Genomic DNA, 21,381 nt, shown 5'->3' with positions numbered 1-21,381 from the left:
ATCTAAATTCCCAGTCCCCAATCCCCAGTCCCCAGTCCCCAGTCCCCAATCCCCGATCCCCAGTCCCCATGTTCACGAAACTAGTTGACAAATCAAAATAAACCTGTCATATTAATAAAGTAAGGTTTGCGGGTATAGCTCAGTGGTAGAGCGTCACCTTGCCAAGGTGAATGTCGCGCGTTCGAATCGCGTTACCCGCTTTTAAAATAAATAACATAAAGTAAAATAGTTACTCAGGCTTGGGATTAAGTGTCATGCTTTTTCAGTGAGGTAATTTGCTTTTATCCTGAACCTATAGAACTCACTATCTTGATAAAACTGCCTACAAAATCAGAAGAAGCTACCGAGGATACAGCCGAAAGCCGAATAAATAATTTATTCTTAGGTGCAGGTTTAGTTAATGGGTTGTCTTGAGAGTGTTCGCCACGTAAGCTTAAAAAAGTACCAGTTATATTAAAACTATCAATGCAATGTTTAAGAATACAGATACAGAAATTCCTGATTTGATAGCTAGGATACTGATAAATACTGGATTGTTCATTTTGAATTTTGAATTTTGAATTGCTGATAACGCTTGTGCAATCCCAAAAACCAGAAAAAATAGACTTTAATACCGAATATCCCTGTCCCTGTCGCCGCAAGGGACGGTTAGTCCCGATTACCCTGACAGAAGCATTTGGATGCGATCGCTGTCAACAAATCTTTGTCGTCGAAGATAATGGCCATGTCCTAGAACAGCTTTCCACTACCTACCCCTACAAACGTGCTTGGCTGTGGGCGGGGGGAAGTTGGCGAGTTATTCACCCCAAATTAGGAGAAAGCTATTTACCCATAGCACTAGGGATTATTTTCGTGCTAGTGATTATATGGCTACCATTAGCACTCAAATTCGCCAATGGTTCTGGCCTGATTAAATGGGCTATGGTGGCAGTATTGTTGGCAATTTTGCCAGCACTCATGGTCTGGCTTACCTACCGACGATAATTCAATGACCGTTGCATCTGTGGACGAATTCCCCGAACCCATTAACATTGCCAAACGCGCTTATCAAGCTTCCCTGAAGTTAAGCACTACCAAGGGGACAGACCGCAGTCGCGCTGTTTTGGCAATGGCGCAGGCACTGGAAAACGCATTTGACGACATTCTAGAAGCTAACACCTTGGATTTAGAAGCTAGTCGGGAAATGGCAGTGCCAGAAGTGATTTTAGATTGGCTGAAACTAACTCCTACCAGATTAGAAACCACAGTAGAAATTCTGCAAAGGTTGGGAGAACTTTCAGACCCTTTGCGGCGGGTCAGAAACGCCGACTATCAACCAGAAGACTCGCAAAGTTACTCCCAATTAATGCCTTTGGGCGTTATAGGATTTATTTATGAAGCCTTTCCTGATATTGGTGCGATCGCCGCAGGTTTGTGTATTAAAACAGGTAATAGCATCATCCTTAAAGGCGGAACTGAAGCAAGTCATTCTAACGCCGCTATTACAGAAGTATTACAACACGCCATTGCGGAAGTTGGTTTACCATCAGGGTGTATAGAACTGATTACCGCAGAACACGGTGCTTCCGTCCGCGATTTAGTTACCCAAGACCAATATGTGAATTTAGCCATTCCCTACGGACGTTCTAGTTTGGTACAGCAGGTAATGCGGCAAGCCACCTGTCCAGTGTTAAAGTCGGCAATGGGTAACTGTTACCTTTACTGGTCGCTGAATGGCAGTTTAGAAATGGTGCGCTGGATGATTATTGATAGCCACGAAAGCGAACCAGACCCCGTCAACGCCATAGAAAAGGTGCTAATTCATCGTCAAGCTATGCCTTCATCCTTGGCTGTATTGTGGAATAGTTTAAAAGAAAAAGGCTTTGAACTCAAAGGCGACGCAGAATTAGTGGAAGCTTTTCCTCAGTTACAACTAGCCAAAGACGGTGAATGGGGATGTGCCTATTTAACCAAGACGGTAGCATTTAAATTGGTCGATAGTCTAGAGGGTGCGATCGCCTGGATTAATCAATACAGTAGCGGTCATGCTGACTCGATAGCCACAGAATCCTATCAAGAAAGTCGCCAGTTTGCTTTAGGTGTGAACAGTGCTTCTACTTACATTAATACATCCCCCCGCTTTTCTCGTAACCCGTCACGGGGAGACACAGTATTTTTAGGTATGTCCAATCAAAAAGGCCACCGTCGGGGATTTATCAGTTTAGAAACCCTGACTACCGTCAAGCATATAATTCAAGGTAATGGACGGTTTTAGAAAATACCCCACCTCCGGCGTTCTATCTCAGACTTGAGGCTGATTGCTCATCTCTCCTATGCCATATCAGATATTTCCCACTGATAGTAGATGTAAATGATACTCTATTTCTATACTGTATTAAGAAGTGTTGCGTAAACCAGGAGTCTATACTTATGCAATTATTGTTGCAAGCACCAGATGCCATAGCTACAGGTGGAAATCATTTCCCCTTAGCTTTTACTTTAGTGTATGTAGTAGGTTTTATTGCAGCTGTGACTATTGGTTCTATTGCTTGGTACAACTCTAAACGTCCTGTGGGTTGGGAAAGCAAAGAACGCCCAGATTTTGTCCCCAAAGTTGAAAAAGAAGAAACTCCGGGTCTGGGTGAACCGAAGTCATAATTAGTCATTAGTCATTAGTCATTAGTGAGCTAGGGCGGTTTTGAGGGTTTCCCTCATGAGCAACTAGCAAACCCGAAGGGTCATTAGTCATTAGTCCATAAAATCTAGACTAAAGACTTTTGACAGTACCAATTTTAGATTTGGGATTGGTCTTGCGGTACAAGCCCTAAACTCTAATGAGTGGAACAAATATTACATATTCTATTTGCATCCACTTTTGGGTGTAGTCAATCTGAAATTGTTTTCTCTAAAACCTTGGCATGGTTTGACTATAGTTAATTTTGAACTTCAACCCAACGACGATAAAGTTGTTGAATTTGTTTGAGTAGTGTTGTGTGTTCTAAGTGATGGGATTCAGGGTTTTGGCTTAACTCTTGTAATTTGGTCAAGAGTCTGGCTTCTTCGATCGCTACTTCCCCATCACTGTAAATTAAACCACTAATGGCCTCAATCAAATTTTCGCAGTCTTCCGCAGTTGGGCGATCGCCTAAATATTCTTTCACCCATGTGTAACATTCATTCGGTTGCACAGGAACTAATTCATACAGCCAAGGTTTAATCTCTGGATCTGTGGCTAAACCTTTCGCTTGCGCGATTTCACGTAAATATTGCCGTTCTTCTGGTTGAATTCTGCCATCAATCCATGCAGCTCCAATCAGAATCTTGACTAAATTCTTAACGTTGGCATCTGTTATCATTGCTGCCTCCTCTGAGAGATTCAGGCTTCCATCAAATGGTACAATCCTTGATCGTATTCACCCCGAATCGTTGGTTTTTCTTAAGCGCACCATGAAAAACCCGTCCATATCTTGGTGATGAGGCCAGACTTTTAACCAACCTGGGGATGTAGTGTCAATCGCATGGGGTAAATCACTGTTTAAAGCCTCAATTCGCCATTCGGGATGTTCTCCCAGAAACTCTGCGATGACACCTTCATTTTCGGCGGGGTGTAACGTGCAAGTTGCGTAAACTAGCACACCACCGAGTTTGACAAATTTTGATGTTTGTGATATTAGTTCTTTTTGCAGAGTCGCCAGTTCTGCTACAGAGGCGGGTGTTTGTCGCCAACGCGCATCTGCATGACGGTGTAAAGTCCCTAAACCGGAGCAAGGCGCATCCAACAAAACGCGGTCGGCTATATTGTGAAACTGGGGTAAATTCCGACTGTCACCAGTGCAAATCTCAATTGATTTTAGACCCAAGCGTTGGGCATTATCCTTGAGTTTACGCAAACGGGAAGCAGTGCGATCGCCTGCCCAAATTTTGCCTTTGTCTCCCATTAACTCAGCAATGTGAGTTGTTTTACCCCCAGGTGCAGCACAAGCATCAATAATTGTCTCCCCTGGTTGGGGGTCAAGGATATGACTGACTAATTGCGCGCTAGCGTCTTGAACCACCCACCAGCCTTGCTCAAAGCCTGGGAGATTTTGAATTGCTCCCGTGTTACCAATTAACCTTAAAGCTTGGGGCAAATTGGGTATGCTTCTGGCTAAAATCCCCGCCGATTTTAACGCTGTTTCCACTTGTGCGATCGTAGTCCGTAGCGGATTAATTCTTAAATCGATGGTGGGTGTTTGGTTCATCCATTCACAGAGTCTTTCCGTTTCCTCCACACCCAACTGTTCTAACCAAACTTGCAGTATCCAGTCAGGAAAACTGTGTAATATTCCTAATCTTTCTACTGGATTTTCTGGTAATTTCAATGGTTCTGACTGGTTTTCGGCTAAACGCACATACTGACGTAATAAACCGTTGACAAACCCTGCTAGTCCCGCAAAACCATTTTCCTTTGCTAGTTGGACTGTAGTATTGACAGCCGCAGATACAGGAATGCGTTCTTGATAACGCAGTTGATAAAAGCCCAAATGTAAAATGCTGCGGAGTTCGCTGGGCTGTTGATGAGATTTTTTAGTAGCTAGTTGGTCAATGATTGCGTCTAGGGTGCGTTGTCTTCTGACACTGCCATAAACTAATTCTGTGACCAAGCGTCGGTCAAGATCAGATAAATTAAATTTTCGTAACACTCGATCTAGCGCAACATCAGTATAAGCCCCCTTATGGACATCTTTGAGCGCAATAAAAGCGATTTGACGGGAATTGGTCATGGAAAACCGGTAATTATTTAAATAGCAAGGGTATTTAGACTAGAAAAAACCGCAATAATGTCATAAAAATAGAGCTAAATTCTATGATTTATCTTGAGCAGGGTTTAATTGCCTATAAAAAGGGAGACTACCACACAGCTAAAAAGATTTTTACCAGATTGGCTATCCTCAATCGCAAAGCCGCTAACTATGATCGCACTGCGGCCACAGCCGGACATCCCCAAGCCGCCTATGATTTAGCAGCCCTTGGTCGTGGCTTTGAGCAAAATTATACAACATCTTTGTCTTGGTATCGTCGGGCGGCGGAGGCAGGGGTTTTAGAAGCAATGTTTGTGATGGGAACAATGTACGCCAATGGTGAAGGTGTTACACAAGATTTTGAGAAAGCAGAAAAGTGGTGGCTAAAAGCCGCAGCCCAAAATCATGCGATCGCCTCCTTCTACATCGGTCATTTATATAACAATGGTGATGGAAGGGAACGCAACCCAGCCACCGCCGCCTACTGGTATCTAAAAGCTTGGGATGCAGGACATGATCTAGCGGAAATCTACTTAGCTAATTTATTACCCTCACTGGAAGAATTAGCGCGTGGGGGTGCGGCTGAAGCTCAAGCTGTGTTAGGAGCAATCCACTATACCATCTATGGTAACTACCTACAGGCGATAAATTGGCTACAACTCGCCACTGCCCAAGGACACCCAGAAGCTACACGCTTGCTGGGATATTGTTACGAACAGGGAGGAGGGGTTGAATAGGATGCCGCACAGGCTGCAATACAGTTCAGTTAAGAAAATAGTTTGTAGTAAGGACTTTTCCTTACTTTGCAAACCCCAGATTTTAGCCTTAAATGAACAGGATTACCCCAAAAACCCACACTTATCAGGGTGGGTTAGGTGACAATACGGTTCAGATAAGAAAAATAAATTTCAACCAAGCCAGCAAATGATCACTCAACAAAAAACGAAAAAATGATTTTGGAGGGGGTTTGGGGGACGCAACCGTCCCCCAAACGGGGGCTTGGGGGAGAATCCCCCAAATCTTGCTCATTGTCTAATAGGCAGAGCAAAAATTGAGAAATCAACTCTCACCACCTTAACTGAACCTTATTGGCACAGGCTGTAGATTTGTATCACCGTGCGGCGCAACTGGGTGATCAATTTGCCCAATTTAACTTAAATGCAGATAATTTCGATTAAAAACCCCACTTTCTTGAAAAAGCGGGGTTTTTAATGTGTATGGGAAATCTAATTATAGAGACATAGAAGGGTCTACAGTGTTAATTTCAAATTCACAGGCTCTAGAGACTAATTCTGATGGTAATTGATCAAATCTCACCAAGGATAAATAAGATTGGTCTTTCATCAATTCTTTAGCGAGTAAAAAACCAGCGATCGTCCAGGTTTGATATTTTCTTGATTGCTTACCAATTAATCTGCCTTTCTTACCATCATAATATTCTGGCCATTCATCTTCCAACAGTCTAGCTTGGGCAATTTCAATTGCTTTACTTGCCAAATAAGGTTTATTAGTTTTTATCGCTGCTGCTGTTAACATCCACATCAAAACAGGCCAGCTACCTGCATTATGATATGACCAAGGTATATTTTTCGGGTCGCATCCTGTGACGATTCTATACTCTTCATCTTCTAAGGCTGGGTAACAGATTTTCATGGGCATATCTCCCACTAAATCTTCCCATCTTTCTTCAATCAAACTCATAATTGATTGGGCTTGTTGTTCTGTCGCTAGGTCAGAAATGACCGCCATCAAATTACCTAGCGCGAAAAATCTTGTATCTAACTGTGATGGCCCCACATTCCCAGCTAAATAACCACCTTTTTTGGGTAGCCATTTATCTAATTCATAATAGGGAATCGAGTCTACATAGATATTAAAAAGATTGACTGCTGTCTTACCGTATTCTTCACTTTTAAAGCGATAAATAGCATTGAGGCGATTGATATCTATCCAATAATGTTGGCGAATATGGGCGCATAAAAGTGGAAGGCGGTTATCAATGGCTTCGACAACATCTTGATTACCTTGACAGATTAACATCTCCCGCGCCGCACGCAAGGCCGCATAAAATAAGACTTGCAGTTCCAGAGGATGACCGTAAATCCCCAAACGGCGGTCAATCATGCAAGCACCATCTGGAACTAACAGCGTGGGATACATATCAAAGCGATTCGCCAGACAGATTTCCATAATTAACCTAATACCTGTTTGGAATTCAGGCTGATAGGCTAAGGAAAAATCTTTGGTGGCTACTACATAGGAGTGCAATAAAATAATCCACCATAAACAAGAATCCACTGGTGTGACTCTGGCGATCGCGTGTTCACCAAAATCTGCTTCTAAATACTCTTCGCCATGATCTGATACTACTTTAAAACTTGCTGGGATTAAACCCCTACCAGGCTTATACGCGTCTAACTGCCTTTCTTTGGGTTGTAACTTTAAAGTTTCTTCTAAAAAGTTGCGAACAATCTCTGTTCTACCTTTGATGAGAAAAAGTAAAGCTGACGAAACAAAATCTCGCACAAAACATTGGTCGTAATTCAATGCTTCGACAGAAACATCATAAGCGGCAACTGTACCGACGGGACGACCTTTATAATATATTATGGATTTTTCTAGTGCTTCCCACGCCGAGGCTTCTATACTTTCCTCTGTTAGTAATTTATTTACCTTTTGCATCGCCAGACTAACTCCATTGAGGGTGTAAATTGATGGTAGATGCGCTTACTTTTGTGAAGGTTTTTACTTTGGTTCAGCATAACAGAGAGCAGGTTTTGCTATTGCAAAAATCTCCCAAAATAAGCAGCTTAAGCTGAATATCTCAAGCTGTTCATAGTGTGTATAATGTTTGATGGTGAATTAATTCACTACTAATCAATTATCCTTGTGGTAGTCTACAACTAGCTGTGATTTCATACACAAGTAACAATCATGATTAATAGATACAGTCATGACAGATATATTTTTAGCTTAACTAATGCTCCTGTGTGTGTGTAGAGCTTTCCTTTACCAAACAAAAACATATCTCTCAAACTGTATAAGGGTTGTATGAAGTGAAGTCTTTGTGACTTCAGGTAATCTTGACTCAGTGAGAATCTATTTTTCGAGATTATTTTTCCCCTACAAATTAATAACTTATAACTTTTTGTGAAAATTGGCAATAAGATTAATTACAATTTGGCAGATGTCAATACCTATAAAGGATTATATATTTTACACAGCAGGAATATAAACTAGTGTGATTACTGGAATGCAGCCACTAGCTTGTCATTAACAATCAAGCAAGTATGGGGTTATTTAAGAAGCTGCTCCTGATAATTTTTATAAGCTTGATTAATTAGCTGCATCAAAGCCTTTGCATTTTCAGAACTATTGACATCAGGATGATACTTTCTTGCTAATCGTAGGTAAGAAAGTTTGACATCTTTAGGGTGCGCGTTTTTATCTACGCCTAGAATCTGCCACCATTCTTCAGGTGATTGAATATTATTTCGCGTTTGCGTCCAAATGTTGATACTGCCACCTTTACCGCCACTGACCAGCATCATACCATCAGGACTAAAAGCAACTGGATTAAGGCCGACAAGAGTTTGTATTACTTCTTTAGTGTGTAAATTCCACAGTTTAATTGTGCTATCTTTGCTACTAGTAGCCAAAATTCTGCCATCAGGACTAATAGCGAGCGATAAAACTGCTGTTGAATGTCCTTCCAATGTAGATAGTAATTGTCCTGAGTGAAGATTCCACAACTTGACTGTGGTATCTGTGTTACCGCTAATCAAAATTTGACTATCAGGACTAATCACAAGCGTATTCACAGATCCTAAACTTTCAGTCAAAATGCAGTGCTGTTTACCGGTAGTGAAATCCCAGATTCTAATAGTTTGATCAGCACCACTGCTAACAAGCACTTTACCATCTGGGCTGAAAACAAAGGCTAACACAGCCCTTGTATGTCCATTGAGGGTGCGTTTTAAACTTCCCGTGTAACGTCCCCAAATCCTGATTCTATTGTCAGCACCCCCACTAGCTAGATATTTTCCGTCAGGGCTAAATGCCAGAGCATTCACAAAACCATCATGACTATAGGGAGAATTTACATCAAAGAATGTTCGGCAGAATTTTTTTGTATTGAGTTCCCAACTACTGATTTTGCGATCTACACTACCGCTAGCAACTTGCTGTCCATCGGGACTAATAGCCACAGATAAAACTGCTTCAGCTTGTCCTGTGAAACTGTAAAGCCATTGTCCGGTTTTTAAATTCCAAAGATTAACTTGTCTATCATCACTGCCACTCACTAAAGTATTACCATCAGGGGTAATGGCGATCGCATTTACTGCTGCTAAATGGCCTTTGAGAGTATGTAGACATTTCCAGGTTGCTGAAGACTGTGTTTCTGGCTCAATTTTACTAACAGATTCATTTGCGACGTTTTCTTTTAATTCCGCTTTCAGGGCTTGTAACTCATCCTCAATTTCCAAAGCTGCAAATTTAAGGTTTAGATCCTCTCCAGTCAGACATAACTCTAACTCTTGAACTGCGGCACTATAGAAATCCATTTGCAAGACTTTTTCTTCCATCCGCACAAAAACTTCAGCCGGAGTTTCTTTAACTTCAGATTCATCTAACAACTTAGCAACTCCGTAAGCCGCAAGTCCCACCACTGCACCAATACCAGCCATCGGTATAGTCCCAATACCAAAAGCTAGCCCAATTTTAGGTGCAACTAACCCTACACCACCAAATGCAGCAGAAAAAGCGACACCACCAACAGCACCTATTCCCAATGCACCAACAGCCGTAGCATCTACCTCTGTTAAAGCTTTGAATGCCCCATAAGCAGCCACACCCGCTACAGCACCAGCTGCAACCACAGGAGTTGTACCAATGCCAACTGCGCCAAATCCTCCCGCTAATCCCATCCCGCCAATAGTAGTAGAAACACCTGCACCTGTCAGACTTCCACCAGCGATAAAGATTGCACCTGTTTGAAAATGTTTGGTCATTGGCATTATTTATGTTTTGCTGTCGGAAATTACATTTTCATTTAATCAAGCCAATTACCTAAGCTTAAGAACTAAAACAAACAATATCATCAGTAATTTTTGCAAAATTACGGCAGAAATAAAGCTCAAGCGTTTTTTCTATATATTTTCATCAACCAATACACCGCGAAAATTAATTATTTCAGATGGAAAGTTTCCCTACTATTGCTTTTTCCATCTCCATCGCTAAGTTCACAGCGTCTAAAGGTATGGTAATAAAAGCGAAGCCTTGATAAGACAAACATATATATGACCTTGGTTGATTCTCAGAAGCACAAAAAAGCTAAAGCCCTCAAACCTGGTAGCCGTCGTCCTGCTAAAGAACTATGCAGCGAGTGCGGACTGTGCGATACATACTACATTCACTATGTCAAAGAAGCTTGCGCCTTTATTACCCAACAGATAGACACCCTCGAAGCACAAACACACAACCGTTCGCGCCATCTTGATAACCCCGATGAACTATACTTTGGTGTACATCAAGAGATGATGGCGGCGCGGAAACAACAACCCATCGAAGGCGCACAATGGACGGGGATTGTTAGCACCATAGCCATAGAAATGCTCAACCGTGGACTAGTGGAAGGCGTTGTTTGTGTCCAAAACAGCAAAGAAGACCGCTTCCAACCCATGCCCGTAATTGCCCGCACCCCAGAAGAAATACTAGCAGCACGGGTAAATAAACCTACCCTTTCCCCCAACCTTTCCATATTGGAACAGGTAGAACAATCGGGGATGAAGCGATTATTAGTAATTGGCGTGGGTTGTCAAATCCAAGCACTCAGGGCGGTAGAGAAAAAACTAGGTTTAGAAAAACTGTATGTCTTAGGTACACCGTGCGTAGATAACGTTACCCGTGCCGGACTGCAAAAATTCTTAGAAACCACCAGCCGATCGCCACAGACAGTGGTACATTACGAATTCATGCAAGACTTCCGCATTCACTTCAAGCATGAAGACGGTTCAATTGAGAAAGTCCCCTTCTTTGGTTTAAAAACTAACCAACTTAAAGATATCTTTGCGCCTTCCTGCATGAGTTGCTTTGATTACGTCAACTCCTTAGCGGATTTAGTCGTCGGTTATATGGGCGCGCCCTTTGGCTGGCAATGGCTTGTTGTGAGAAATGATACAGGCAAAGAGATGCTGGAGTTAGTCAAAGACCAGTTAGACACTCAGCCTGTGATGTCTGAAGGGAATCGGAAAGAGGCTGTACAGCAGGGGATAACTGCTTATGATAAGGCTGTGACTTTGCCGATGTGGGTAGCAAAACTGATGGGGGTGGTGATTGATAAGATTGGCCCTAAAGGTTTGGAGTATGCGCGGTTCTCGATGGATTCGCACTTTACACGGAATTATTTGTATGTGAAGCGGAATCATCCTGAGAAGTTGGATGATCATGTACCGGAGTTTGCCAAACGGATCGTTGGGCAGTATAGGTTGCCGGAGTGATGTTTCGCGCATTCGCCGCCAGGCGTTCCCGCAGGGTAGGCGCAAAGACGCAAAGAAGGAAGAGGAGATGATGGAGAATGAGATCGCAAAGCAGGTGGTTGATGCTGCATTTAAGATTCATACAAGGTTGGGGCCAGGTTTGTTTGAATCTGTGTATGAGTCTGTTCTTGCTTATGAGTTAGAGCAGCGGGGATTGTCGGTGGTTAGGCAACAGACTATTCCTGTGATTTACGAAACTGTGCGCTTGGAAGAAGGCTTTCGGGCAGACCTGATTGTTGAAGATAAAGTAATTATTGAAATCAAGTCTTTAGAAGCAATACATCCAGTACACAAAAAGCAACTGTTGACATACCTCCGCCTAACAAACAAACGCCTTGGCTTGCTAATTAACTTCGGTGAAGAACTAATCAAAAACGGCATCACCCGACTTGTCAATAACTTGTAAAGTCCACCTTCGCGCAAAACGCAAAACCCCTTTGTGCCTTTGCGCCTTTGCGCGAAACAAATCCTAAACCCTCCCCACCGCATCAATCGCCGCCTCAAGTGCGATCGCCACATGAGTCCAGTGAGTCCCCCCTTGGCAATACACCACATAAGGCTCACGCAAAGGCCCATCCGCCGAAAACTCCAAGGTACTCCCCTCAATAAACGTTCCCCCAGCCATCACCACCTGACTCTCATACCCCGGCATCGCATCAGGTACAGGGTCAAGGTAAGAACCTACGGGAGAATGTTGTTGGATGGCCTTGCAAAAAGCAATTAATTTTTTCGCTGAACCCAATTTAATCGCCTGAATTACATCCCCACGGGGCGCAAGGGGGGCAGGATTCACTGGATATCCCAAATTGTCAAATACATAACCTGTCAGATAAGTCCCTTTCATCGCCTCCCCTACCATCTGGGGCGATAAAAATAACCCTTGGAACAGTAGCCGATTTTGGTCGAAAGTCGCACCGCCATAACTGCCAATTCCTGGTGCAGTCAGGCGACAGGCGGCGGCTTCTACTAAATTGGCACGCCCGGCAACATAACCCCCAGCCGTGACGATAGTACCACCAGGATTTTTAATTAATGACCCTGCCATTAAATCAGCCCCGACATGGGTGGGTTCTTGGATGTCGATAAATTCCCCATAACAATTATCGACAAAACAAACAGTGTGAGGATTTTGTTGCTTAACTAGATGTACAATCTTTTCTATATCGTTAATTAATAAACTTGGTCGCCAAGAATAGCCACAGGAACGCTGAATTAGCACTAAACGTGTGTTATCAGTAACGCTAGTGCTTAAAGCTTCCCAATCTACAGTTCCTTGTGGTGTTAGCTCCAATTGGCGATATTTTATGCCAAACTCAATAAGAGAGCCTTGACCTTGGCCACGTAAACCAATGACTTCTTCAAGCGTATCGTAGGGAGAACCGACCACTGCTAGCATTTCATCCCCAGGACGGAGGACACCAAATAAAGCGCAAGCGATCGCATGAGTTCCTGAAACAAACTGCACTCGCACAGCTGCCGCCTCAGCCCCCATCACCTCCGCAAAAACTTTATCTAAAGTTTCTCTACCTAAATCATCGTGACCATAACCACTCACACCTGCAAAATGGTGCGCCCCTACACGCTGATTCCGAAAGGCCTCTAACACTCTTTTCAAATTATGCTTGACCTGAGCGTCAATACCAGAAAAAATCTCTAACAGTGCGTGTTCTGCTTGCCGCAGCTGTTCTAAGCTGTTCATTGCTTCCTCGTTAACAAAAAATTTATAGATTGCGGATTTTGGGTTCGCGCAGATTAGGCTGAATAATTTCAATACAGGTTATTGCATGACAATTGCTACTTCAACTAAACCTCAACTCAATTGGGTGAATACCCTATTTTTCCTTGGGCTACACATCGGCGCATTGTTTGCCTTTGTCCCTGGTAACACTAACTGGGCGGCTGTTGGTGTAGCTTTCTTGCTGTACTGGATTACTGGTGGTTTGGGCATTACTTTAGGCTTTCATCGCCTTGTTACCCACCGCAGTTTTCAGACTCCCAAGTGGTTGGAATACATCCTGGTGTTGTTTGGAACTCTCGCCTGTCAAGGAGGGCCTATCGAGTGGGTGGGGACACATCGTATTCATCACTTACATTCCGATACTGACCCAGATCCCCATGATTCCAACAAAGGTTTCTGGTGGAGTCATATTGGTTGGCTGATTTATCACTGTCCTGCCCACGTTGATGTTCCTCGTTTTACCAAAGATATTGCCGAAGACCCAGTTTATCAGTTTTTACAGAAATATTTTATTCTTATTCAGGTGGCTCTAGGCTTATTGCTGTTGTATCTGGGCGGCTGGTCTTTCGTAGTTTGGGGCGTTTTTGTACGTATTGTTTGGGTTTACCACTGCACTTGGTTGGTGAACAGTGCTACTCACAAATTTGGTTATCGCAGTCATGATTCTGGTGATAACTCTACTAATTGTTGGTGGGTAGCTGTGTTAGTCTTTGGTGAAGGTTGGCACAACAACCACCATGCTTTCCAATATTCAGCTCGTCATGGTTTGGAATGGTGGGAAATTGACTTAACTTGGATGACAATTCAACTGTTGCAAGTGCTTGGTTTAGCCACCAATATCAAACTTGCAGACAAAAAACAATAATCATTGATTATTAGTCATTAGTTTATATATATAAACTAATGACTAGTAATTTTTGGAATTGATTCAGAAATAATTAACAAAATGCAATTACAGATGCGATCGCGTAACTGAGATTGCTATAATCCAGAACGACTAGTGTAAAGAAACTTTGCGGCCAGTTACTTTCTCAGTAACTTTTTAGAGGATTCTGTTCGTTTTTCAGGTTTTCATGACTACATCAATCATCAAGACACAAGAAATAGGGAATGACCTTGGTAATTCCGAACTAAGGCTGAGAGATATTATCAAAACCTTACCCAAGGAGTGTTTCCAGTTAAATAGTCGCAAGGCTTGGACACAAGTAATCATCAATGTTTTGATGGTGGGTTTAGGCTACTACTTTTTGACAATTTCTCCCTGGTTTTTATTACCACTCGCTTGGATTTTTACAGGAACAGCTTTAACAGGTTTTTTTGTTATTGGTCATGATTGTGGACACCGTTCATTTGCTAAACGTCGTTGGGTAAATGACTTGGTGGGACATATATTCATGATGCCTTTGATATATCCTTTTCACAGTTGGCGCATTAAACATAATCATCATCATAAACACACCAACAAATTAGACGAAGATAATGCTTGGCACCCTATAAGACCAGAAGTATTTAGCAGTTGGGATAAAAATAGACAATCTGCCTTTGAGTTTTTTATGCGGAAAAAACTCTGGTGGGTTGGTTCAATTGGACATTGGGCGGTTGTGCATTTTAATCCGCAAAATTTTAAACCTCAAGAGCGCGCAGGTGTTAAACTTTCCGTTGCAGTAGTCGTCATATTTGCAGCAGTGGTTTTCCCCACACTGATTGCTACTACTGGTGTTTGGGGCTTTATTAAGTTCTGGTTCATCCCTTGGTTGGTTTATCATTTTTGGATGAGTACCTTCACCATTGTTCACCACACCTATGCAGATGTACCTTTTAAAGCTGCCCATAAGTGGAATGAAGCAATGGCACAGTTATTTGGTACGATTCATTGTGATTACCCTCGTTGGGTAGAATTCCTCTGTCACGACATTAATGTCCACGTTCCTCATCATATCTCTACAGCCATTCCCTCATATAATTTGCGGCTAGCCTACAGCAGCATTAAAGAAAATTGGGGTACTTATTTACATGAGGAATTTAAGTTCTCTTGGCCGTTAATGAAGCAAATTACTAACCAATGTCAACTTTATGTCACCGATGTTGGTTATCAGACTTTTGATGAATACTACAAAGGAAAATAAATCGCGCTGTTTACTGCTGTATATAACACGGTTATGATCCTATAAGGTAATAAATATTCTGGCAATTTTCTGATTATTATGATTGCTCAATGAATTGCCAGAATTATTTTTTGCGTGTACATTGACATTGCAAACATCACCAAGGCGAATTTTGATTCGTCTTCAAACCTAGTCCGCATTTACATCACTACCGAAAAATCTAGTGCAATCACCGACTGTTAACTTCGATAATTCTGATATCCAGGAAGCATCTCAGAATCAAAATTCGCTTCCCTTTACTCTACAAGATTTGAAAGCTGCTATTCCCGCAGAATGCTTTCAACCTAATGTCAGTAAGTCACTGTTTTATTTCTTCCGTGACATCCTGATTATTGGATTACTTTATGCTGTAGCTCATTATCTTGATTCTTGGTTTTTCTGGCCAATTTTTTGGCTAATGCAAGGAACAATGTTTTGGGCTTTATTTGTAGTTGGACATGATTGCGGACATCAATCTTTTTCTAAACACAAATGGCTGAATGATTTAATTGGTCATTTGTCTCACACACCAATCTTAGTTCCCTATCATGGTTGGCGGATTAGTCACAGAACCCATCATAAAAATACTGGCAACATTGATAATGATGAAAGCTGGTATCCTGTGACGGAATCGCAGTATCAGGAGATGCCTTTATTGCAAAAGATAGGCCGATATTATGTATTTTTATTGGCTTATCCTTTGTATTTGTTTAAGCGTTCTCCTAATAAAGAAGGCTCTCACTTTTCCCCTAACAGTCCCCTATTTAAACCTTCGGAAAAATGGGACGTAATTACTAGCACTGTCCTCTGGATTGGTATGGTAGGTTTATTAGGCTTTTTGACCTATCAATGGGGTTGGATGTGGCTATTAAAATACTATGCTGCGCCTTATATTGTGTTTGTGATTTGGTTGGATTTGGTAACATTTCTGCACCATACAGAGCCTGATATCCCCTGGTATCGTGGCGATGATTGGACTTTCCTCAAAGGTGCAATCTCCAGTATCGATCGCAATTATGGTTTGGTCAATCATATTCATCACGATATCGGTACTCATGTGGCTCACCACATTTTCTTGAATATTCCTCACTACAATTTAATCAAGGCGACAGAGGCGATTAAACCTGTAATGGGTGAATACTACCACAAGTCTGAAGAACCCATCTGGAAAGCTTTATGGCGTTCTTGCCTTAGCTGTCACTTTGTACCGGATAACGGTGGTAAAGTTTATTACACTTCATACCATAAATAAGTAGCTTTTCTTAAACTAGAAGTCTGAAACAGTACAAGGTTCGCGTAGATGTTATACGCGGACTTTTTTATGTTTGTAGCCTCTATGGTTAGTAGTAAGGACTTTAGTCCTTTGAAAGAGATTTGATCAGGACTAAAGTCCTTACTACGAACTGAATTTTAAGGCTTTTATAACTAACTTAATTTGCAGTTGGCTGAATAATATCAAGTTCAATTAAACTTGATTTGTCAGGATATTTATATATGACAAAATGTCGAACTTTTAAAAAATAAATATACCCGAAGAAATTCATATCTAAAATCAAAAGTCAGACAAAAATACTTGACATCTATTAGACTTTATCGATAGTCTCTTCTTAAGAATAACAAATACAAATAATCATTTTAATTTTTGGAGTAACTCAATGAAGTATGAGTTATGGGTGCTACCTTTTAGTTTATTGGGTGCATTCTTAAGTTCGCGTGTCTTAGCATCAGAAATTACTGTTAAAGAATCAGATATTAACTCAAATTTAAATACAAACATTCTGCAATTAAGTGAAATAAGTACACCTTTAACAGAAGCTAAATTATTAACTCAGCCATTAGAAACACAGTCTTTAACTATAAAAGAAATTGCCCAAATAGATATTCCTGTAGAAGATGGGACTGACAATAATAATGTTACTGAACAGGAATCTGATATTAATTTAGAAGTGGTCGGTGAACAAGATTCTCTACCTCAGTCTACACCAACTTACATTATTGAAAAAGAAGAGATTGAAAAACAAGGTGCAACTAGTGTTGCTGATGTTTTAAAAAGAATGCCAGGATTTGCTATCAATGATGTTGGACATGGTGCAGATATTCATACAGGTACATATTATCGGGGACATTCAATCAATCAGTCGGTATTTTTGATTAATGGTAGACCGATTAATAATGATGTCAATACTTATCATGGGGCGACGGATTTAAATAGTATTCCGGTAGAATCAATTGAAAGAATCGAGTTGTCTAGTGGTGCATCTACGGCTTTATATGGTTCTTCGGCTTTTGGTGGAGTGGTGAATATTATCACTAAACAAGGTAGTATCACACCAAAGTTTAATGGTTCAGCCGAATTTGGTTCTTTGAATTTAAATAATCAACAAACCAGTTTTAGCGGTGGGTTTGATAATGTCAGATATAATTTGAGCTTTGAAAGACTGTTTATTGATAACCGCTATAAAGTTCCGCGAGGTGCAGCTAACCGCGATGCTAGCGGTAATTTATTTAATGCAGATACAGCGACTAGCACTTATTTTGGTAGCTTGGCTGTAGATTTAAATCCGCAGAATACTTTGAGTTTAGATATTAAGACACTGAGTAGTCGGCGGGGGTTGATTTATTTTGGTTTCCCTTTGCAAAGGGATAGACTAGACCATGATGGGCTAAATATTGGTTTATCGTGGCGATCGCAACTTGCCCAAGGCTCTAAACTGACTACTACACTAGGTTATAACCAAGATTATTTTAATACCTACGGCCCGACAGCCTTTCAAGGCAACACATTCTACCGCACCGGTACGTTAGACACACAAAACCTCACCGCCAGAGTAGATCATGAATGGCAACTCACAGCTAATAATCGGCTACGCTGGGGTTTAGATTTAAAGAATACAGATTTAGAAGGCATTACCAATAGTACCAGTCCCAACCGTATCGCCTTGAACGAAGTGGAAAATCGCAGTGTTTTAAACACAGCCTTATTTGCAGTCAACACTTGGGATATTACCAATAGTTTTCAAGTTGATTTAGGTTTAAGACAAAGCTTTGATTCACAATTTGGTAATTATCTCAATCCCAGCGCGGGTATGCGTTATTCAATGTCCCCAAATTTAGCTTTACGTGGTAGCTGGGCGGGGGGACAACGTAACCCAGGATTAGACCAACTATATTTATATGATACGGTGCATGGTTGGTTATCTAATCCAGACTTAGAGCCAGAAACAGGATCATCTTGGACTGCGGGTGTAGATGTGAATTTTTCTGAGGATTTAAGCGGACAATTTACCTACTTTGGTAGCAGTTTAGATAATCGTCTGGGAATTATTCAAGGACAGTGGCAAAACATTGGTTTAGTTGATACTAATGGCTTTGAGGCGGCGTTGCGTTGGCGGATGACAAAGAATTGGTCAACGTTTTTTAACTATACTTACACCGATGCCCAAATTAAAACGGGAACAGAATGGGGTTTACAGTTAGGTTTGATTCCCTATTCTAATTTGCAAGCTGGCATTGGTTATCAAAAGAATGGTTGGCAAGCCAATTTATACGCTAATTATAATAGTGGTTCTCGCCGGGCTTTGTTTAATAATCCAGGTGATAAGAACACAGATTTTTCACCTTCTTACGTCAACTTTGATTTAAGTGGACGCATCCCTTTAACTCAAGGTTTGGGACTGACATTTTATTTAGAAAATTTACTCGGCGAACAATACGAACGGGTGAACCGCATTTATAGCCCTGGATTTACTTTTCGGGTGGGTTTGAGTTCGGGAATTTAATTTAGGGAGACAAGGGAGACAAGGGGGACAAGGTAGACAATAAATTATGCCCAATCACCAGTCCCCAATCACCAGTCCCCAATCCCCAATCCCCAATCTTGCCAGATTTAACCCTAAACAATTACACTAAACTTTATTCAGCTTCTCAGGGTTTATACTCATCTTGAACACACTGGCGGGACGCTACGAAATCATTAGGTTATTGGGCGGTGGTGGTTTCGCCGTCACATATCTGGCTAGGGATAACTTCCAACCTAGTAAACCTTTGTGTGTTGTGAAACAACTACGTCCTAACCAAACTGCAACTCGTGTCATCGAATTCTTTGAGAAAGAAGCCGCTATCCTCGAAAGGCTGGGTAAACATCCGCAAATTCCCCAACTACTGGCACACTTTAACCAAGACCAGAATCTTTATATAGTACAAGAGTTTATTGAAGGACAAGATTTGAGTCGAGAAATTGTCCCTGGTAAGCGACTGAGTGAAAGTTATGTGACTAAACTTTTACAAGATGCGCTAGAAATCCTCTCCTTTGTCCATCAACAGGGAGTTATTCACCGCGACATCAAACCGCAAAACTTGATGCGTCGCCAAGATGGCAAGATTATCTTAATTGACTTCGGCGCAGTTAAAGAATTAGGCACATTAATGATTAATAGCCAAGGTGAAGTAAATTCTAGCGTAGTGATTGGCACACCTGGTTATATGTCCTATGAACAGTATCGCGGTAAACCTTGTTTTGGTAGCGATATTTATGCGTTAGGGGTAATGGCTATTGAAGCTTTAACTGGTGTTTTACCCGCAGAATTGCCAGAAGACCCGCAAACGGGTGAGATTATCTGGCAAAATCAAGTACAGGTGAGCAATCATTTGGCTGAAGTGTTAACTAAAATGGTGCGTCATCACTTCAGTATGCGTTACGCTAACGCTACAGAAGCACTGCAAGCTTTAATCTCAGTCTCAGCATCATTACCACCGACGGTTGTATCTGAAGTTAATAAGGAATTATATCTGCAAGAAGCTAGGAGTCGCGCCCAGCAAAGTCAAGGTAATTTTTCTGTGTTTGCTTTGAGAATATTAGAATCAAGGCGCGTTGAGTTGGGGTTATCGGAGGAAGAAGCGAGAGAAATTCAAGCACAAGTTCTGCAACCTTATCGGGAATATGAACGGAAGTTACAAGAGTATGAACAGGCGTTAATTGATGCGGTAAAACAACAATATCCTTTTAGTCAGGGAACGCAAAAGGATTTACAAGACTATAAACAATATTTGGGACTCAAGGATGAGGATATTGCAGCAATAGAAGCACGGGTGTTTCCGCCTCAGCAATCAGAATTACAGCGTCAGCAGCAGGAAGCGGAAAGGTTACGTCAGGAACAACAACAAGCTGAATTACAGCGTCAGCAACGAGAAGCAGAAAGATTACGCCAGGAACAGCAACAGCAACAAAAGAAAGCTTCTCAGCCTATATCTAACCCTGGTATTCCAACTCAGACTTTTGAATTTGACACCGCTATCGTTACCTTAAAATCGATAGGATTTTTAGGTTCAAAAACCAAAAAACATGAAATTCAACGTATTAGAAAACAGAACAAGTTCTATAGAGAAACCTTGGTTAATGGTGTTGTTTTAGATATGGTGGCGATTCCTGGCGGTAAGTTCTTGATGGGTTCGCCAGAAGATGAGCCAGAACGCTCTAAATCTGAAAGTCCACAGCATAATGTTACTGTTAAACCTTTCTTTATGGGTAAATTTCCCGTCACCCAAGCTCAGTGGAAAGCTGTTGCTGGTTTTGCGAAGGTGAATATTGATTTAAATCCTGATCCGTCCCGCTTTCAAGGTGCTAATCGTCCTGTAGAAAAGGTTTCTTGGAATGATGCTGTGGAGTTTTGCGCTAGATTATCTCAAAAAACTGGGAAAATTTATCGTTTACCCAGTGAAGCGGAATGGGAATATGCTTGTCGCGCAGGGACAACTACCCCATTTTACTTTGGTGAATTAATGACTGAGGGTTTGGCGAATTACAATCGCAATTACCAACAAACAACTGATGTGGGAAAATTTCCTGCTAATCCTTTTGGTTTATTTGATATGTGTGGCAATGTATGGGAATGGTGTCAGGATGAGTGGCATGATGATTATTTAAACGCTCCGAATGATGGTAGTGCATGGCTTCGTAATGGTAGGAATAATAAACTGATTCGCGGTGGTTCTTGGGGCAGCAACCCAAGAACCTGTCGCAGTGCGAACCGTGGTAGTTACACAGCCGTCAACCGTAGCAACCATTTTGGTTTTCGTGTCGTTCTTGTTTCCCCGTAAGGAATTTTAGTACGATCGCAATTAGCCAAACCTGTCTGTGTTCCTTGTGTTGTGTGCGATCGCATCTTTTGTAGTTTAGCCCTTGAATAATTATTCATACTGAC

At 41.6% G+C, this 21,381-nt stretch carries 16 protein-coding genes and 1 tRNA gene; 12 read left to right on the top strand and 5 right to left on the bottom strand.

The window, feature by feature from the left end; genetic code table 11:
• Window positions 1-128: 128 nt before the first annotated feature.
• The 4 genes from ACQFX9_RS19580 (at window position 129) to psb35 (ending at window position 2,637) form a co-directional block, all read left to right on the top strand.
• Window positions 129-200, top strand: a tRNA-Gly gene (locus ACQFX9_RS19580).
• 376 nt (window positions 201-576) lie between these two features.
• Window positions 577-984: a hypothetical protein gene (locus tag ACQFX9_RS19575; RefSeq protein ID WP_427157843.1), complete on the top strand. Its 408-nt coding sequence runs from the start codon at window positions 577-579 to the stop codon at window positions 982-984.
• Between the two features lie 4 nt (window positions 985-988).
• A complete protein-coding gene (locus ACQFX9_RS19570; protein ID WP_427157841.1) occupies window positions 989-2,254 on the top strand; it encodes a glutamate-5-semialdehyde dehydrogenase in 1,266 nt (421 codons plus the stop codon).
• Window positions 2,255-2,409: 155 nt separating this feature from the next.
• Window positions 2,410-2,637: a photosystem II assembly protein Psb35 gene (psb35, locus tag ACQFX9_RS19565; protein ID WP_427157839.1), complete on the top strand. Its 228-nt coding sequence runs from the start codon at window positions 2,410-2,412 to the stop codon at window positions 2,635-2,637.
• Between the two features lie 275 nt (window positions 2,638-2,912).
• On the opposite strand, the gene ACQFX9_RS19560 is transcribed toward psb35, so the two are convergent.
• The gene (locus ACQFX9_RS19560; protein WP_236141076.1) at window positions 2,913-3,335 is read right to left on the bottom strand and encodes a TerB family tellurite resistance protein; all 423 of its coding nucleotides are present in this window, start codon (window positions 3,333-3,335) and stop codon (window positions 2,913-2,915) included.
• Between the two features lie 57 nt (window positions 3,336-3,392).
• A complete protein-coding gene (locus tag ACQFX9_RS19555; RefSeq protein ID WP_427157837.1) occupies window positions 3,393-4,742 on the bottom strand; it encodes a 16S rRNA (cytosine(967)-C(5))-methyltransferase in 1,350 nt (449 codons plus the stop codon).
• A gap of 83 nt (window positions 4,743-4,825) precedes the next feature.
• On the opposite strand from ACQFX9_RS19555, the gene ACQFX9_RS19550 reads away from it, so the two are divergent.
• The gene (locus tag ACQFX9_RS19550) at window positions 4,826-5,497 is read left to right on the top strand and encodes a tetratricopeptide repeat protein (protein WP_427157835.1); all 672 of its coding nucleotides are present in this window, start codon (window positions 4,826-4,828) and stop codon (window positions 5,495-5,497) included.
• A 493-nt stretch (window positions 5,498-5,990) separates the two neighbouring features.
• Here the strand turns inward: ACQFX9_RS19550 and ACQFX9_RS19545 are convergent, their stop codons facing one another.
• Together ACQFX9_RS19545 and ACQFX9_RS19540 are read right to left on the bottom strand one after the other, a co-directional pair.
• Complete coding sequence (locus ACQFX9_RS19545; protein ID WP_427157833.1) at window positions 5,991-7,442, bottom strand: glycoside hydrolase 100 family protein; 1,452 nt, start codon at window positions 7,440-7,442, stop codon at window positions 5,991-5,993.
• 614 nt (window positions 7,443-8,056) lie between these two features.
• Window positions 8,057-9,772 (bottom strand): DnaJ domain-containing protein, encoded by a 1,716-nt coding sequence (locus ACQFX9_RS19540; protein WP_427157831.1) that lies wholly within the window; start codon window positions 9,770-9,772, stop codon window positions 8,057-8,059.
• 288 nt (window positions 9,773-10,060) lie between these two features.
• On the opposite strand from ACQFX9_RS19540, the gene ACQFX9_RS19535 reads away from it, so the two are divergent.
• Window positions 10,061-11,260: a Coenzyme F420 hydrogenase/dehydrogenase, beta subunit C-terminal domain gene (locus ACQFX9_RS19535; protein ID WP_427157830.1), complete on the top strand. Its 1,200-nt coding sequence runs from the start codon at window positions 10,061-10,063 to the stop codon at window positions 11,258-11,260.
• A gap of 67 nt (window positions 11,261-11,327) precedes the next feature.
• Window positions 11,328-11,705 (top strand): GxxExxY protein, encoded by a 378-nt coding sequence (locus ACQFX9_RS19530; RefSeq protein WP_427162945.1) that lies wholly within the window; start codon window positions 11,328-11,330, stop codon window positions 11,703-11,705.
• Window positions 11,706-11,768: 63 nt separating this feature from the next.
• Here the strand turns inward: ACQFX9_RS19530 and ACQFX9_RS19525 are convergent, their stop codons facing one another.
• On the bottom strand, window positions 11,769-12,998 hold the full coding sequence (locus tag ACQFX9_RS19525) for an aminotransferase class I/II-fold pyridoxal phosphate-dependent enzyme (protein ID WP_427157828.1): 1,230 nt from the start codon (window positions 12,996-12,998) through the stop codon (window positions 11,769-11,771).
• A gap of 85 nt (window positions 12,999-13,083) precedes the next feature.
• Between ACQFX9_RS19525 and ACQFX9_RS19520 the strand changes: the two genes are divergently transcribed.
• The 5 genes from ACQFX9_RS19520 to ACQFX9_RS19500 all read left to right on the top strand — a co-directional run bounded on the left by ACQFX9_RS19520 (window position 13,084) and on the right by ACQFX9_RS19500 (window position 21,277).
• Entirely contained in the window at window positions 13,084-13,902 is an 819-nt protein-coding gene (locus ACQFX9_RS19520; protein WP_427157826.1) for an acyl-CoA desaturase, read from the top strand.
• 208 nt (window positions 13,903-14,110) lie between these two features.
• The gene (locus ACQFX9_RS19515; RefSeq protein WP_427157824.1) at window positions 14,111-15,163 is read left to right on the top strand and encodes a fatty acid desaturase; all 1,053 of its coding nucleotides are present in this window, start codon (window positions 14,111-14,113) and stop codon (window positions 15,161-15,163) included.
• Between the two features lie 202 nt (window positions 15,164-15,365).
• Window positions 15,366-16,433 (top strand): fatty acid desaturase, encoded by a 1,068-nt coding sequence (locus ACQFX9_RS19510; protein WP_427157822.1) that lies wholly within the window; start codon window positions 15,366-15,368, stop codon window positions 16,431-16,433.
• 403 nt (window positions 16,434-16,836) lie between these two features.
• Window positions 16,837-18,960: a TonB-dependent receptor plug domain-containing protein gene (locus ACQFX9_RS19505; RefSeq protein ID WP_427157820.1), complete on the top strand. Its 2,124-nt coding sequence runs from the start codon at window positions 16,837-16,839 to the stop codon at window positions 18,958-18,960.
• Window positions 18,961-19,123: 163 nt separating this feature from the next.
• Window positions 19,124-21,277 carry an SUMF1/EgtB/PvdO family nonheme iron enzyme gene (locus ACQFX9_RS19500; RefSeq protein WP_427157819.1) on the top strand — a complete coding sequence of 718 codons (2,154 nt, stop codon included), beginning with the start codon at window positions 19,124-19,126 and terminating at the stop codon, window positions 21,275-21,277.
• Window positions 21,278-21,381: the final 104 nt, after the last annotated feature.

The organism is Aliinostoc sp. HNIBRCY26 (assembly GCF_050235535.1).
In the GTDB taxonomy this organism is placed as follows: Bacteria; Cyanobacteriota; Cyanobacteriia; order Cyanobacteriales; family Nostocaceae; genus Trichormus.
Note: the sequence above shows the minus strand (reverse complement) of the source record. Positions and strands in the feature narration are given on the sequence as shown.

Bases quoted from the DNA above. Each gene is read 5' to 3' on its own strand.
- ACQFX9_RS19555 (WP_427157837.1), bottom strand. From the start codon at position 4,742: ATGACCAATTCCCGTCAAATCGCTTTTATTGCGCTCAAAGATGTCCAT.
- ACQFX9_RS19525 (WP_427157828.1), bottom strand. From the start codon at position 12,998: ATGAACAGCTTAGAACAGCTGCGGCAAGCAGAACACGCACTGTTAGAG.
- ACQFX9_RS19520 (WP_427157826.1), top strand. From the start codon at position 13,084: ATGACAATTGCTACTTCAACTAAACCTCAACTCAATTGGGTGAATACC.
- psb35 (WP_427157839.1), top strand. From the start codon at position 2,410: ATGCAATTATTGTTGCAAGCACCAGATGCCATAGCTACAGGTGGAAAT.
- ACQFX9_RS19540 (WP_427157831.1), bottom strand. From the start codon at position 9,772: ATGACCAAACATTTTCAAACAGGTGCAATCTTTATCGCTGGTGGAAGT.
- ACQFX9_RS19570 (WP_427157841.1), top strand. From the start codon at position 989: ATGACCGTTGCATCTGTGGACGAATTCCCCGAACCCATTAACATTGCC.
- ACQFX9_RS19530 (WP_427162945.1), top strand. From the start codon at position 11,328: ATGATGGAGAATGAGATCGCAAAGCAGGTGGTTGATGCTGCATTTAAG.
- ACQFX9_RS19505 (WP_427157820.1), top strand. From the start codon at position 16,837: ATGAAGTATGAGTTATGGGTGCTACCTTTTAGTTTATTGGGTGCATTC.
- ACQFX9_RS19545 (WP_427157833.1), bottom strand. From the start codon at position 7,442: ATGCAAAAGGTAAATAAATTACTAACAGAGGAAAGTATAGAAGCCTCG.
- ACQFX9_RS19560 (WP_236141076.1), bottom strand. From the start codon at position 3,335: ATGATAACAGATGCCAACGTTAAGAATTTAGTCAAGATTCTGATTGGA.
- ACQFX9_RS19515 (WP_427157824.1), top strand. From the start codon at position 14,111: ATGACTACATCAATCATCAAGACACAAGAAATAGGGAATGACCTTGGT.
- ACQFX9_RS19535 (WP_427157830.1), top strand. From the start codon at position 10,061: ATGACCTTGGTTGATTCTCAGAAGCACAAAAAAGCTAAAGCCCTCAAA.
- ACQFX9_RS19550 (WP_427157835.1), top strand. From the start codon at position 4,826: ATGATTTATCTTGAGCAGGGTTTAATTGCCTATAAAAAGGGAGACTAC.